Here is a 15,896-nt window from a genome sequence, read left to right as displayed (position 1 = left end):
TTTGATAGGAGAAGTGAACTAGCCTATTGGTTGCTATAGCCTATGCAAAAATCTACCCTATTCCTCTTCCTGCTCGCGATTTCTTCGTTTTCATTTGCTCAGCCAGAAGCAGATACCGTTGCCCGGATCGAGAAAATTTTCAGTCGCTATTTACCTCAGAATCCTGGGTGTCAACTCTCAATCTCCCGAAATGGGCGGGTTATTTTTTCGAAAGCCTGGGGTATGGCCGATCTGGAACATCAGATTCCGCTCACTACAGAATCAATTATTGAATCGGGATCCGTATCAAAGCAGTTTACAGCAGCAGCGATACTGCTACTAGAGCAGCAGGGCAAATTATCGTTAGATGACAACATTCGGAAGTATTTTCCTGAACTGCCTGACTATGGCACTCCGATTACGCTTCGGCGCATGATGCACCACAGCAGTGGCCTGCGCGACTGGGGTAGTGTAGCGGGTATTGCCGGCTGGCCCCGTACGACCAAAACCTATAGCAATGCCGATGCACTGGATATTATCATTCACCAAAAAGCCCTTAACCATAAACCTGGCGACGAGTTTTCATACTGCAATTCCAATTATAACCTGTTCGCCATTCTAGTAGAACGGGTAAGTGGCCTTAGTTTAGCTGATTTTACCAGAAAGTACCTGTTTGAACCGGCCGGTATGACCCACACCCAATGGCGCGACAATTTCAAACGGATTGTCGCAAACCGGGCTGTAGCCTACGATAAAACACCCGATGGGTATGAAACCGACATGCCCAACGAATACGTCTACGGCAATGGTGGCTTATTAACCACAACAGGCGATTTACTGAAATGGAATGAATATTACTGGAATGGTCATTTCGGTACTCCTTCTTTATTGCCCAGGCAACTAACGATTGAAGTTTTTAATAACGGGACAACTTATCCCTACGCTGCTGGCCTATATGTCACGAAAAATAAAGGCCAGGATTACGTTTATCACACTGGTTCGACAGCTAGTTACAGGGCCATTTTAATTCGCTATCCGCAGTCGAATCTGTCCATTGCGTGGTTAAGTAATACCGCCCAGTTTGACGGTGCACCCTATAACGTGGTCAAAGAGGTAGAGAATCTTTTTATCAGCGATCAGGCGTCCAAAAGCGAAGCAGCCAAACCGGACAATCCCGCTTCAACAGCGCGAAAAACGACGAATCCCATCCCCATTGAATCACTACCGGGTTTTGCTGGTGAGTATTATTCAGAAGAAGCGCAAACAACTTTCTCGATTTTTGAAAAAGACGGTAAACTAACTCTCCGTCAGGCACCCGGCGTTGATCTGGTACTGACGCCTACGGATCTGGACACCTTTAAAGCCCCCGCAACTTCCCGAGGCCTGGGTGGTGCAATTCTAACCTTTCAACGCGACAAGAAAAACGTGAATGGTTTTACCGTAACGGTTTCGAGAGCACGGAATGTGTCGTTTCTAAAAAAACGGTGAGTTCAGTCAAGTATCAAACAGTCTGCAAGCTCGACGGATTATAGCCAAACTGCTGTTTAAAGGCGGCCGAAAAGTGAGAGAGATTTTCAAAACCAACCTCCAGATACACGTTCGAGGGTTTTTGCTTTCGTTTAGCGATGAGAAAGTGAGCTTCTTCTAACCGCTTTTGCTGAAGCCATTTTTGCGGTGGACTACCAAATGTTTTCTGAAAATCCCGCTTAAACGTAGCCAGACTACGGCCCGTGAGCCGGGCAAACTGACTGATCGGAACGTTATAGACATAATTCTGGATCATAAACGCTTCCAGATCGATCTTATAGGGCTCGCTGAAGTCAAAGAGGAAATCTTTCAGGTTATAGTCGAACCGTAAAAGCAACTCAATTGCTTCTCTGGTTTTAAGCTCCGACAATGTGCTGGTAAGCCCTTCGGGATGATCAAAGTACGGCAACAGCGAATCAAAATAGCCTTTAAGGAATGGATCGAGTGATAACTGGAGCATGGGAACACCCGTATAATGCCCTGTGGCTTCAATGTGATTTTCGGCACTATACTGACGTAATGTATCCTGGTCCAGAAAGATATTGATGGACTTGAACTGGCCACCGGGAGGTGGAACTTTAAGCGATTTGACCAGCTGGTTCCGCCGGACGAGCCCAATCGTACCCGCCCCGTAAACCTGCGTACCTTTAGCAGTCAGAAAATGGCTTTCGCCCGATAAAATACACCCTAGGGCATGTTCAGGGACGAACTGCTCATTTCCCCGTTTCTTCTCATCGACACAGGAATACAGGATGTTGAGCTGCGCTTGTGTTTTCATCATTAGTTAGCTCCGTTCATTAGTTAACCTGGCTCATGATCACTTTGTCCATCAGGCTATCCGACAACAGGTTTTTCATAAAAATCGCTGGTCGGGCCATATAGCCTGCGATGTACCGAGCTTTGGGCTTGCGGGCTTCAATGGCCTTACGAATCAATTCAGCGATAATAATTGGCTCCGGATTCTTCCCTTCTGTTGCTTTGAATGCGTTGGCAAATTTATTGGCCATCGTCTTATAAGCTGTATGTCCGGAAACCTTCATCAGGCTAGTAAAGGCAATTTCACCCCATTCCGATTTCACCCCGCCGGGTTCAATGACAATCACATCGATACCAAACGGCTTAACTTCGTTGCGAAGGCTATCGCTTAGCCCTTCAAGTGCAAACTTACTGGCATGATACCAGCCACCCAATGGCGTAGCCATCTTTCCCCCGACCGAGGAGATGTTAACGATCTTCCCCGATTGCTGCTCACGCATATAAGGAAGCACTAATTGAATCAATCGGGCAGCACCAAACAGGTTTACATCCAGTTGATAAGTTGCCTCACGAATCGAAACGTCTTCAATAGCTCCGTAAGATCCAAAACCTGCATTGTTGATTAAAACGTCAATTCTGCCTTCGGCGGCAATAAGTTCTGCCACGCCGTTCTTTACAGAATCCTCGTCTGTCACGTCCATCTGAAGCACCTTGACACCCAACTTTCTTATTTTCAGCATCTTATCGACACGTCGGGCTGCTCCGTAAACGATATACCCGTTTTGTACCAACAATTTGGCGGTTTCCATTCCCATTCCGGCCGAGGCCCCGGTAATTAACACGACCTTTTTCATCTCTTTTGTTGATTTACCAGTTACTGGCTGCGTTGTATGTGAGACAAAGGTCGATGAATGAGCCATGCAGTTGGTTTGGTGAGAAGCTCAAGGATTGTTTGGTGAGAAGCTCATGGCCATAAACAGAACTTCCCGAAAGTTCTGAGCTTTCGGGAAGTAAGTAGTGGCAAGTTTAGTTGACCTGCGTTATTATTTATTTTGCCTGATCGGTAAAATCAACGACTGTCACCTCGGCCAGCCAGGGTCCAACAATGGTTCCAAACTTTTTGTGGGCGGGATGAGGCAGATAGGTATCGCGATCTTTCTCGTTATCAAATGTCAGGATAAATGCATGGGTCAGCCCTTTATTGAGCTTCTCAGGGCTGTTGTTGGTCCCCCACTTAAATCCTTTGATTTCCTTGATCTGCGAAGGCAGCGCTTCAAAAGCGGCCACAATCTCGTTTACTTTCTCCGGTGTCGTTTCGGCCTTGAATTTAAACAGTACAATGTGCTGAACGGTAGCATTTGCTTTCATTTTCTTTGCAGGTGGTTCGCCATTTGGCGTGTGAGCATAAGTCTGGGTGATCGATAACAGGGCCAGAGCGATGATGGCAACAATATGTTTCATAAGCGAACAAGTGTTTAGCTGATAAAGAAAATAAAAGTGCCACCCTACTAAGAGTGGCACCTTTTTCTGAACCGGGATTACACAGATTTGAGGATTTACAGGATTTTGCTTTCAGCAAATTGATTAACAAAATCAGATTAATCCCCTCAAACCTGTGTAATCCCGGTTCAGAAACTAAGCTAATTTCGCTTTCAGGTTTTCGTCCAGCGCTTCGAGGAAATCTTCGGTGTTCAGGTAATGCTCACCAGCGGCCAGTTTCGTGCCAGCCGGATAAGCCGACAACGCCAGATCTTTGGTCATTTTACCACTTTCAACCGTTTCAACGCAAACAGCTTCGAGGGCATTTGCGAAATCGATCAGCGGTTGATTGTCGTCTAGCTGACCACGGAAGGCCAATCCACGCGTCCAGGCGTAGATCGACGCAATCGGGTTGGTTGAAGTTTTGTTACCTTTCTGGTACTCGCGGTAGTGACGCGTTACGGTACCGTGGGCTGCTTCGGCTTCCATCGTTTTGCCATCTGGCGTAACGAGTACCGATGTCATCAGACCCAAAGAACCGAAGCCCTGGGCAACCGTATCCGACTGAACGTCGCCGTCGTAGTTTTTACAAGCCCAAACGAAATTACCTTCCCACTTCAGTGCCGATGCGACCATGTCATCGATCAGGCGGTGTTCGTAGTGAACGCCTTTCGCCTTGAATTCGGCATCGTAGATTTCCTGGAAGATATCTTTGAAACGACCGTCGTATTTTTTCAGGATCGTATTTTTGGTCGAGAGGTACAACGGCCAGCCTTTTTGCAGCGCCATGTTGAAGCAGGCTTTAGCAAAACCACGGATCGACTCGTCCAGGTTATACATACCCATGGCAACCCCTGCGCCAGGGAAATTGAATACTTCGTATTCCTGAACCGTTCCGTCTTCACCTTCAAACTTCATGGTCAGTTTACCCTTGCCTGGTACCAGAAAATCGGTAGCACGGTACTGATCACCAAAGGCGTGACGGCCGACAATGATTGGCGCTTTCCAGTTGGTAACTAACCGCGGAACGTTGTTCATAACGATTGGCTCGCGGAAAACCGTACCATCCAGAATATTGCGGATCGTGCCGTTTGGCGACTTCCACATCTGTTTCAGATTGAACTCTTTAACGCGATCTTCGTCGGGTGTGATGGTTGCGCATTTGATACCAACCCCGTATTCTTTAATGGCATTAGCCGCATCAATGGTTACCTGATCATTGGTTTCGTCGCGGTACTCGATACCAAGGTCATAATATTTAATGTCAACATCAACGTAGGGCAGAATCAGCTTGTCTTTGATGAATTTCCAGATGATGCGTGTCATTTCGTCGCCATCCAGCTCCACAACCGGATTCGCCACCTTAATTTTTTCCATTGGACTTGGGTATATAAACGATTGAAAACGATACAAGAATTTGGCTGCTTGCGCCCCGGCGCAAAAGTAGTGAATTAGGCCCAACCGAGAAAACCTAAACCCGTATGATGTCTGATCAGTCAGCTAGAGAAAGTCAGCAGCCGCAGTCTCGCCTGTAAAGGCGAGCAAAATCAGTTGTATTGGGGGTCGTAAACCGGTTAAATCATGAAGCCACCTGACCGATCCTGATTCATCAATTGATGAAGATAATTACCAGCTTTTACATGTAAAAGCTGGTAACATCGCACACTATTAGTAAATTTATTCGCCAATTACCCAATCATACAACATAAAATTTTGAAATACCCATGAAAAACTGTACAAATCTGTTATTTGTGCTGTTATTGCTTCCCGTATTCGTTTTCGGGCAGGCAAAAAAAGCGCCTAAATCCAACGACCGGATCGATAAACTGAAACAGGAGGCTGTTGCCGCTGTTGAGGCTAATGCTGTTATGGCGCAACAGATCAACGATATGTTGTTCAGCTTTTCAGAACTGGGCTTCCAGGAAGAAGAATCGTTCAAATACCTGACTACGCTGCTCGAAAAAGAAGGGTTTACGATCAAGAAAGGCATTTCAGGAATTCCAACGGCCTGGATTGCTACCTGGGGATCAGGAAAGCCGCTTATTGCCGTTGGCTCCGACATTGACTGCATCCCGAAAGCCAGCCAGAAACCCGGTGTTGCCTACAAAGATCCGATTGTCGATGGAGCTCCCGGTCACGGCGAAGGACACAACTCAGGTCAGGCGCTCAACATTGTAGCCGTATTGGCCGTCAAGAAACTGATGGAACGGGAGAAAATTCCGGGTACGCTGATGCTCTGGCCGGGCGTAGCCGAAGAACTCGTCGGTACGAAAGCGTTTTATGTACGCGATGGTTATTTCAAAGATGTCGATGCCTGTATTTTCACCCACGTTGGCAACAACCTTGGCGTTTCGTGGGGTGATAATGGAAATAACGGTCTTGTTTCGGTAAAATTCAATTTTGAAGGACAGGCTGCCCACGCAGCAGGGGCTCCCTGGCGCGGACGCAGTGCCCTGGATGCCGTAGAATTGATGAATATTGGCTGGAACTTCCGGCGCGAACACCTCGAACTGACCCAACGCTCACACTATGTCATTTCGGACGGGGGTGATCAACCCAACGTCGTACCGTCAAAAGCAGCTGTTTGGTATTATTTCCGCGAACGGACCTACCCGAAAATCAAGAAGCTTTATGAAACGGGCGTAAAAATAGCGGAAGGTGCTGCAATGATGACCGATACCAAATTCACCTATGAAATTTTGGGATCGGCCTGGCCAGTGCATACAAACCGTGTTATTGCAGCCGCGGCATACGATAACATCAAAAAAGTTGGTTTGCCAACCTGGTCTCAGGAAGATCAGCTTCTGGCCAGAGCTTCGCAAATTGAGTTGCAGGCACCCAAGACCGAAGGGCTGGCTGTAAAGCTGGATTCAATGGGGATGCCAACATCGTCGGCTCCGGTTGTTATGATGGGCGGTCAGGCCATGACCCCAATGGGCGGTGGATCTGATGATATTGCCGATATTTCGTGGTCGCTGCCAACGATTGTACTGCGCTATCCCAGCAACATTCCGGGTCTGCCCGGCCACCACTGGGCGAATGCCATTTCGATGGCCACGCCTATTGCTCACAAAGGCGTCGTATATGGTGCCAAGGCGGAGGCCATGACCCTGCTGGATTTGCTCCTGAAACCCGAAATCATCAAAGATGCCTGGGCTTATTACAAAGATGAGCAGACGAAAGACATCAAATACGAACCGCTGATTTCGAACAAAGAACAACCGGCTATCTATCTGAATAAGAAGATCATGGCCGAGTTCAAACCAAAGCTCGAGAAGTTTTACTACGACCCAAGCAAGTACAAAAGCTATCTGGAGCAACTGGGCATCACATATCCAACCGTACGTGACGATCAGCGCGAAGCCGTTAAGAAAGTAATGGAAAAAGAGAAATCGACGGCGGCAAAAGTATCTTCCTCGTCGTCGCGCGAATAAACCTGACTAGATCTGGAATGAAACATCCCGGAAGCTCAACGCTTTCGGGATGTTTCATTTTATAGAGGTTATACATCGCTAAAAAGCAACTGATCGCTGATGGTTGACCATCAGCGATCAGTTAATAACACTCAGAATTATTTAAGCACAACCTTGGCGACTACCGGCTGATGGTCTGACGGATAACGTTGCTCTTTGGCATCGGTTAAAACACCATATTTCAATACCGTAAACTGCTTGCTAACAAAAATATAGTCGATTCGTTTATCCATCGGCGCGTCGAACTTAAAGCTATTGAAGGTGCCTTCCGGACCATAGGGCGGCTGAGCCGTAACGTTATGGGCATCGCTCAGCAATGTTTGAAGCGTTTGAACCTGTTCGGTTTCGGGCGTAGAATTCAAATCACCGACCAGAATAACCGGGTCATTTTTAGCGATCTCCTTAATTTTAGCGACCATAAGCTTACCTGATTGCCGACGTGCTTCAACCCCCTGATGATCGAAATGAACGCTGAAGAAGAAAAAGGTCTTCTTCGTTTTCAGGTCGGTAAACTTAGCCCAGGAACAGATTCGATTGCAACAGGTGGCATCCCAGCCTTTGCCCGGTTTATCGGGGTTTTCGCTCAACCAGAAATTTCCCGATTGGCCTATTTTAAACCGATCTTTCCGGTAAAATATGGCCGAGTGTTCGCCCGCTTCCTTACCGTCATCGCGACCTGCTCCAAAAAAAGCATAATCGTTTAGTTCGGCGATGCCATTCAATTGGTCGCGCAAACCTTCCTGCGTCCCGAAAATATCAAATTCATGGAATTGAATTAAGGCTTTTACATTTTCCTTCCGGTTCGGCCATGCGTTTACACCGTCGCCTTTGTTGTTGTAGCGCAGGTTATACGTAGCAACGTTAATGAAATCAGACTGCTGGGCAAACGATCCTTGTGTAGTCAAAATACCACCCAATAAGAGAAAAAAGAGTACGCGCATTTTATATTGGTTTTATAGACTTGCTATGTGAAGAGAGAACCGGTTTATTTCTACCTGAGCGATGATTTTGACCCAAACGGTATTTCGCCATTTGGGTCAACTGGTTACCAGCCTGGATTCTGCCCAATCTTAGGATTCAATAACCGATCGTTTTCCGGAATTGGGTAGAGATAATATTTCTCATCCCATTTTCTTGGAATATTGCTCAGCCATGTCAATTCGCCAGATGTATCGTTTTTCAACCGCTGTGGATTCGCTACGCCGTTCACGGTTTCAGCGACGTTAACGTAGGTAACACCTGGCAGTTGAGTGGCTGGTTTTGTTTTGTAGAAAACCACATCGTTTTTACCATCTTCGTTCAGGTCGAGTGGCTTGTCGAGGGCCGGTACGTAAAATCCATTCCATACCTGATCCATTAACGGCCCGCGATTCCAACGGACAATATCGTAAAAACGGAACCCCTCCAGCGCTAACTCAATGCCCCGCTCCCGCCGAACTTCAAGCAGCACAGGATCAGCGATATCCGGGAAATAGTTAGCCTTCAAATAGGGATCAACCACTGCAGGTTTGGTCGTTAAGCCGCTTGTTATACCAGCCCGTTTCCGGAGTGCGCCAACCGTTTTTGCCCAATCATCATTCGTAAGCGTACCGAGTTCCGTTTTCGCTTCGGCATAGTTCAGCAGAATTTCGGCGTACCGCATGATGGAAATGGAATTATCGTTACGGGTGCCACCATCATAGTAGGTATCATCCAGCGACCACTTAATGGGCATGTAACCCGTGTAGGTATAGGAGAAAACGGGTGGCCCCGGCTCAACGGCTCCTCCATTGATCCGGGTATAGTTGCCCATACGAATGGTTTGTTGCAACCGTTTATCGCGGTTCTTCACTTCGTCCATGAATGTCATGGTCTGATAACCTGGTTTATCCGTAAAAGGGGTTCCATCAATGTTCAGATAGGTATTAACGAACGTCCGGATCAGGCTCACGCGTGAGCCATAAGTCGCGCTCGTCCACCACCAGTTGGCATCGTTATAAACACTCAACGTGGCATCAACCACCGCCGACAGCATGATCTCATTCGCAACTGGTGTTTTATTGATAAACAGTTGCCGATACGATTTATCCGTTCCACCTGCTTCATTCAGACTGAAACCACCTTCTTTAATGACTTTGTCGGCCGCATTGACCGCTTCATTCAGCCACTTATCGGCCGTGCTGCCCAGGTTATAGCTAGTACGGTATTTCCGGAATGTTCCTTCGAACAGACACACCCTCGATTTGAAGCCATACGCAACTGATTTCGTGATCAGGCTACGGGAGTTATCGCTTGTGGTCCGTATGTTCTGCGTGGCAAAATCCAGATCGGCCAAAACCGAATCCATGACCATCGCGCGCGAATCGCGACCGTTATACAACGTCGGGTCGCTGATATCCTGGGGTTTGTTAATCCAGGGAACATCACCAAAACGCTTTACTTTATCGAAATAAAACAAGGCTCTAAAGAACCGGGCTAATCCGATGTAATGCCGCTGTACGTCCGGCGCAATAGCGGGGTTTGGTACATTGGCAATGAAATAATTGATGTTCCGTAAAGCACGCCAATCCCAGCCGGAGCTTTGCCGGGGTCCATAAGCGCCTTCACGCAGAAAATCAGGCACCTGTGTACGAGCCGAATAATCAGCCATTTCATCGGCCCGAATGATGCTGTTGGCCGTTGGAAGAATACTAAAGTCAGGACCAGTCAACGGCGTATAAAATGAATTGGCGTATAATTCCAGTCCTTTTTCGCTACCAAATACGGCAGCCTTTGAGGCCGTCGATTCCGGAACTTGCTCCAGTTCGCTGCATCCTACCAGGAAAAACCCGGCCAGAAAAAGTAAACTATAATATGATTTCATTTTTTGAAGATGTCAAAGTTTATCGAATCGATACCACTACGCAGTTTTGTCTGACGGATCAGAATGTAGCCGACAACCCCAGTGTGAAGCTTTTCAGAATCGGGTAGTTGTTCCCGTTACCGCTGCTATTACTATTCGGATCGCTGTTAGAGGGCGGGTTCAGCACAGCATCGGATCGGCCAATATTCTCGATATCCAGATCTTTTGTAATCTTGTAGAGCGGAGACCAGGTCAGGAGATTTTCGCCCGAAACAAAGATCCGGGCGCTATTCATACCCACTTTCCGGATCAGCAAACGCGGCAGGTTGTAGCCAATCTGAATGTTCTTCATCCGCAGGTATGCAGCGTTCTGAAGGTATTTCGTTTGCTGCTGATACAATTCACCAGCGCTGTTCTGAGCCACATAGCCACGATACCGGGGCAGATAGGCATTCGGGTTATCGGCCGACCAGATGTTGCCCAGTTGCCACTCCGGTAGTTTGTTGTAAGGACGATTATACTGCCCCCAGAAGATACCCGCTTCCGAACCCGGCCACCAATCCTGTTTGCCGACGCCCTGGAAAAACGCCGAGATGAAAAAGTTATTCCAGTCGGCACCCAGCATAACGCCATACGTATAGCGTGGAGTCGAGTTACCGATAATCCGCCGGTCGCCGGGGCTGTCTACTGTATTGTCGCCATTGTTAATGACGCCATCGCCATTCAGGTCACGGAATTTAATATCGCCCGGCAACCACTGTCCTGTGTTTGAGGCTTTAAACAGCGTTTGTTTAGGTGAATTTTTAACGTCTTCTTCGGATGTATAAAAACCGGCCGTTTCGTATCCCCAGATCTCTCCCACTTTCTGACCAGCGTAATAATCCGTCAATCGCCTGTTTGGATTATTGAACTGGTCGATAGTAGCCTGATAGTCAGACATAGTTAGTCGAACTTCATAGTTAAATGGCTTGCTGGCAACCGAGAGCTTATCACGCCAGGTAAGCACCGCTTCCCATCCTTTGGTCGTGAGATCAGCATAGTTACCCTTCGGTACGTCAGTTCCAAATACAGCAGGCAGCGTCATACCCACGGTGAACATGCCGGTTGTTTTCCGAATGTAGGCATCCCCCGTGAAGGTCAGTCGGTTATTCAGCATACCGAGGTCGATCCCTAAATCAGAGGTCGTCGATGTTTCCCAGGTAAGTCCATTTGGAATTACACTAGGCTGCTTTGTATACTGCGGCTTAACGCCATTCAGCACGGCACTCGATTGAGCAATCGAAAATTGTTCCTGGAAAGCGTAGGAGCCAATACTTCCATTCCCCAGAGAACCATAGGAAGCTCTAATTTTGAGGTCAGTAAAGAGCTTCGGCGAAACTTTCCAGAACGGTTCATTCGATACGCGCCAGCCGGCCGAAACCGACGGAAAGAATGCATATCGTTCGCTGGTTGGAAATTTGGACGAACCATCATACCGGCCATTCAACTCAAGCAGATATCGATCTTTAAATCCGTAGTTTAATCGATAAAAGCCACCCAAAATAGCCCATGTTTCCATACCACCACCTGTCGTGATCGACTGACCCAGCGCCAGGTTGATGTCCTGAGCGTTCTCGTAAATAAGGCCATTCCGTACAACTTCCAGCCGTCGGTAATTCGAGTTCTCGTAGTTATAACCGGCCAATATCTTTACGTAATGGCTCGGACTGAATCGGGGCTCATATTCGGCATAGAGGTTGGTAGCCGTATAGAGTGTTTGCCGGTATAAATTCTGAAGGTCGTTGTAATTCGTGCCAACATATTCGATAACGCCCGGTTTGCGGCTATAGGGAACCGGCACACGCGTACGGTATTCGTTGTTGTCAGTCGTCTGGAACGTAAAATTCCCTTTCACCCGGAATTTGTCATCGAAGAACTGAGTAGCAAAATCAGCCGTGTTCCGGAACACACGCCGGTCCATGTTGATCCCATTTTTGCCATACCAGAAATCGCCAACGGTGTAAGCCGCCGAATACGTAAGGGTTCCATCGGGGTTAAACATCGGGGCAACCATATGACCTTCATCGGCAATGTTACGCCAGATACCACCGCCTTCACCAACGTTCAGCGGATTATGGTACTTCATGGACGAGAAGTCGGCATTATTCGAAATCTTGAGCCACGGATAGAGCTGGATCGACCCTTTTGCCCGCAGGCTCAGAATCTTGTAATCGTCGGAATTGTACCGAAACAGGCCATCCTGTGAGTAATAGCGGCCCGTTACATAAAAGTCGGCCTTTCCGCTACTTCCCGAAAACGACAGATTGTGTTCAGTAGCGCTGGTCGTGTTTTTATACAGTTCGCCATACCAATCCGTATTTTCGTAATAGACATACTCACCGGAAGTCGGATCGACAACTGTTTTTGGTAAGCTTGGATCGTTATTCCGGCGTTCCAGCTCCGTCAGATACGCGGGCGAGAACCGAACCGTTTTGTTGATATTCTGGGGTGTCTGCGAATAATCGTTCCAGGCTGTCCAGCCTTCGTTGAACATCTTGGCAAACTGATAGCCATTCGTTACAAACTTCGGAACGGTGGTTGGGCTTTTGATGGAGTGATTAACCGAATACGTTATGCTGGTTCGATCTTTTGTCGGATTCTTCGTTGTGATCAGCACCACACCAAACGCTCCTCTGGCCCCGTAAATAGCCGCCGAAGCCGCGTCCTTCAGGACCGAAACCGTTGCGACATCGTTGGGATTGAGTCGGCTGGGATCGCCTTCTACACCATCGATCAATACAAGCGCATTTCCACCTTGCCCTATCGAAGTAGTTCCTCTGATGTTATACGAAGGCGACTGAGTTGGCTTACCATCACCCATGGTTAAGTTCAGGTTCGGAATTGTACCCTGCAAACCCTGGGAGAGGTTAGGAAGCGATCGGTTTTCGAGTACCTCACTAGTTACCTGATCAACAGCGCCAGTCAGATTAATTTTCTTCTGCGTACCATAACCAACCACAACAACCTCTTCCAGTGATTTAGTATCGGTTTTCAGGGTAACGCTTAAGACCGTTTGATTGCCAACGACCAGTTCCTGCGGCAGATAGCCGACAAAGGAAAAAACCAATGTGGCCGACCCGTCGGGAACGGTGATACGGTATTGCCCTTTCGTGTCGCTATTGGTTCCGCGCTGCTGGCCTTTTACCACAATGCTCACTCCTGGCAGGGGATCGCCTTTTTCGTCGGAAACTGTGCCCGTTACTACCTGATCGGCAAGGGCAGTTGGTAAATGCCGCATTTCGGACAGTTCGTCCGTCAGCGTAGTGCCTGTTGCATATCCGTTGCTGGCTACAGATAATCCCCAGAAAAGTAGTGAGGCTGCAAACTGCGCACGAGGTATCCTACTGGTCTGTAGCACAACCCGTCTTAGAGGTACATCTCTCTTCATAATTGTGAGTTGTTAGAAAATGAAAGAAGTATTAATGTCCTGAGAAGCCCGAACTGTATGAGCCTCGACCCCTCAGAGACAGCCATTATAATCTCTTTAGTGGCGCAAAATTAGGAGCGCTTATGTTACTACAGAGTTAAATGTACCTACATAACATTAAAACAAACTTATTCTACTTATTTGATTTTCTAGATAAGAGGAATTATTTTCAGTCAATACTATCTTCGTATAGTATAATATATTGATTAAAAGTAAGGTCGATAACGAATAGAATAAACCAAAAATGCCCCCAAGCTCCTGAAAAGCTTGGGGGCATTTTTGGTTGGGGATAAGGGTGTTTTATTTCTTTGTCTGATGAGCGTGGCTCACCTCACGGACCATTGTCATCAACCGTTTCCAGCAGCGGCTGATCGTCTTTTTATCGTGCGTTTTCTGTTCTTTAGGGTTCGTAGTAGCGGCAGTAGTAGGTGTCGTTTCCGTTTTAGCAGGGGCCTTGCGTATCAGGACAGGTGCTTTGGCCATTTTCTCCGACTCAGCTTTATCGCGGGAAGGTGCCGTTTCGGTGGTAGTCTTCGCGCTCGCTATCAGCCCTCCCTGCAAGGGAGCCGAACTAGCAAAAGTCGTTACGAACGGACTGGCAGCTACTAATGTAATGGATACGCAGCCTGTTACTTTTCTGATTAAATTAGTTCTCATGAGGTTGTTTAGTAAAAGTTACTCCGGTGTCGTATCAGCAACCTATGCACGCATGACGCATTGTTACAAATATAACAACTAGATTAGTACAATCACCCCATATTTTTGGATTTAAGTAGTAATAAATAAACTCGTTATGTTTTCATCCTATCAACTATAATGCCAAATATTATATTGTTCCTAAAAGGTTAGAAAGAACAGATTTTTCGGTACGCCGAATGAGAAGTACGTTTTCAACTATATTTTGTGTCCAAGAGGCAGGCAAACGCAGGATACTTACCGCTAAAAATGTAATTCGTTGTCGAACCGATACGTCTCTACAGCAATCAATGCCCGAAGGAAACTGTTATCTTTGTGCTATCGTTTGTAATAGACTATGTTCGAGAATCTTCAGGATAAACTTAATAAGGCTATCAAGACCCTGAAAGGGCAGGGCCGCATCACCGAAATTAACGTTGCCGCAACCATTAAAGAAGTGCGTAGGGCGCTTACCGACGCTGACGTAAACTATAAAGTTGCGAAAGACATTACAGACCGTATCCGCGACAAGGCGATCGACCGCAAAGTGCTGATATCCGTCGAACCAGGCCAACTGTTCGTCAAGATCGTACAGGAAGAGCTGACCGAGCTGATGGGTGGCGAAGCGCAGGGCATCAATGTCAAAGGCGATCCGGCGGTGATACTTATTGCGGGTTTACAAGGGTCTGGTAAAACAACATTTTCCGGCAAACTGGCGTCGTACCTGAAAAGACAGGGGCGTAATGTGCTCCTGGTTGCGGCCGACATTTATCGCCCGGCAGCTATCGACCAGCTGAAAGTGCTTGGCGAGCAGGTCGGGGTTGAGGTCTATTCAGAGCCAGAAAATAAAAACGCCGTTCAGATTGCCCAAAATGCAATTATCCAGGCTCGTAAGACCGGCAAAAAAATCGTGATCGTCGATACGGCCGGGCGTCTGGCCGTAGATGAGGCCATGATGAAGGAAATTGAGGCCGTTAAACGGGCCATCACTCCGACTGAAACCTTATTCGTTGTCGATTCGATGACGGGTCAGGATGCGGTTAACACGGCCAAAACCTTCAACGACCGGCTTGACTTCGACGGCGTCGTGCTCACCAAACTCGACGGTGACGCTCGGGGCGGAGCAGCGCTTTCGATCAAAACGGTTGTCAATAAGCCGATTAAATTTATTAGCACGGGCGAGAAAATGGAAGCTCTCGACGTGTTTTACCCTGACCGGATGGCAAGCCGGATTCTGGGTATGGGCGACGTGATATCGCTGGTGGAGCGTGCACAACAGGCATTCGACGAAGAAGAATCGAAACGCATCAACGCCAAGATGCGAAAGAATCAGTTCGATTTCGACGACTTCCTGAGCCAGCTACAGCAGATTAAAAAGATGGGTAACGTCAAAGATCTGCTTGGTATGATTCCGGGAATGGGCAAAATGATCAAGGATCTGGACATCGATAACGATTCATTCAAGCCCATTGAAGCCATCATTAGCTCCATGACGCCTAAAGAACGCCAACGGCCCGACATCATTGATGGAAGCCGGAAGAAACGCATAGCAGCTGGTAGCGGCACGAACATTCAGCAGGTGAACAATCTATTGAAGCAGTTCGATGAAATGCGCAAGATGATGAAGAAAATGAATACCATGCAGGCATCGGGCAAGCTCAATAAAATGATGCGATAGATTTAATGAGTGAAAGAGCGAATGAGTGAAAGACTGGTAGGA

11 protein-coding genes are annotated in these 15,896 nt (G+C 47.5%); 3 read left to right on the top strand and 8 right to left on the bottom strand.

Annotated features, from left to right (window positions below; genetic code table 11):
- The first annotated feature begins 42 nt into the window (after nt 1–42).
- Entirely contained in the window at nt 43–1,467 is a 1,425-nt protein-coding gene (locus G8759_RS05600) for a serine hydrolase domain-containing protein (RefSeq protein WP_167206000.1), read from the top strand.
- Between the two features lie 13 nt (nt 1,468–1,480).
- On the opposite strand, the gene G8759_RS05595 is transcribed toward G8759_RS05600, so the two are convergent.
- The 4 genes from G8759_RS05595 to G8759_RS05580 form a co-directional block, all read right to left on the bottom strand.
- Complete coding sequence (locus G8759_RS05595) at nt 1,481–2,287, bottom strand: helix-turn-helix domain-containing protein (RefSeq protein ID WP_167205998.1); 807 nt, start codon at nt 2,285–2,287, stop codon at nt 1,481–1,483.
- A gap of 16 nt (nt 2,288–2,303) precedes the next feature.
- Nucleotides 2,304–3,182 carry an oxidoreductase gene (locus G8759_RS05590; protein ID WP_232074141.1) on the bottom strand — a complete coding sequence of 293 codons (879 nt, stop codon included), beginning with the start codon at nt 3,180–3,182 and terminating at the stop codon, nt 2,304–2,306.
- Nucleotides 3,183–3,309: 127 nt separating this feature from the next.
- Complete coding sequence (locus G8759_RS05585) at nt 3,310–3,723, bottom strand: Dabb family protein (RefSeq protein ID WP_167205996.1); 414 nt, start codon at nt 3,721–3,723, stop codon at nt 3,310–3,312.
- A gap of 174 nt (nt 3,724–3,897) precedes the next feature.
- Nucleotides 3,898–5,118, bottom strand: coding sequence for an NADP-dependent isocitrate dehydrogenase (locus G8759_RS05580; protein WP_167205994.1), 1,221 nt, complete (start codon nt 5,116–5,118; stop codon nt 3,898–3,900).
- Between the two features lie 347 nt (nt 5,119–5,465).
- Here G8759_RS05580 and G8759_RS05575 point away from each other — a divergent pair, with 347 nt between their 5' ends.
- Entirely contained in the window at nt 5,466–7,175 is a 1,710-nt protein-coding gene (locus G8759_RS05575) for a peptidase dimerization domain-containing protein (RefSeq protein ID WP_167205992.1), read from the top strand.
- Between the two features lie 137 nt (nt 7,176–7,312).
- Here G8759_RS05575 and G8759_RS05570 read toward each other — a convergent pair whose 3' ends face one another.
- The 4 genes from G8759_RS05570 to G8759_RS05555 all read right to left on the bottom strand — a co-directional run bounded on the left by G8759_RS05570 (nt 7,313) and on the right by G8759_RS05555 (nt 14,158).
- Entirely contained in the window at nt 7,313–8,155 is an 843-nt protein-coding gene (locus G8759_RS05570; RefSeq protein WP_167205990.1) for an endonuclease/exonuclease/phosphatase family protein, read from the bottom strand.
- Nucleotides 8,156–8,259: 104 nt separating this feature from the next.
- Entirely contained in the window at nt 8,260–10,056 is a 1,797-nt protein-coding gene (locus tag G8759_RS05565; RefSeq protein WP_167205988.1) for a RagB/SusD family nutrient uptake outer membrane protein, read from the bottom strand.
- 58 nt (nt 10,057–10,114) lie between these two features.
- Nucleotides 10,115–13,462, bottom strand: coding sequence for a SusC/RagA family TonB-linked outer membrane protein (locus tag G8759_RS05560; protein ID WP_232074140.1), 3,348 nt, complete (start codon nt 13,460–13,462; stop codon nt 10,115–10,117).
- Nucleotides 13,463–13,801: 339 nt separating this feature from the next.
- Nucleotides 13,802–14,158 (bottom strand): hypothetical protein, encoded by a 357-nt coding sequence (locus tag G8759_RS05555; protein ID WP_167205986.1) that lies wholly within the window; start codon nt 14,156–14,158, stop codon nt 13,802–13,804.
- A 376-nt stretch (nt 14,159–14,534) separates the two neighbouring features.
- On the opposite strand from G8759_RS05555, the gene ffh reads away from it, so the two are divergent.
- Nucleotides 14,535–15,854 (top strand): signal recognition particle protein, encoded by a 1,320-nt coding sequence (gene ffh, locus G8759_RS05550; protein ID WP_167205984.1) that lies wholly within the window; start codon nt 14,535–14,537, stop codon nt 15,852–15,854.
- The last annotated feature ends 42 nt before the right edge of the window (nt 15,855–15,896 follow it).

The organism is Spirosoma aureum, assembly GCF_011604685.1.
GTDB lineage: Bacteria > Bacteroidota > Bacteroidia > Cytophagales > Spirosomataceae > Spirosoma > Spirosoma aureum.
The sequence above is the reverse complement of the archived record's forward strand: the minus strand, read 5'-3'. Positions and strand labels throughout refer to the sequence as shown.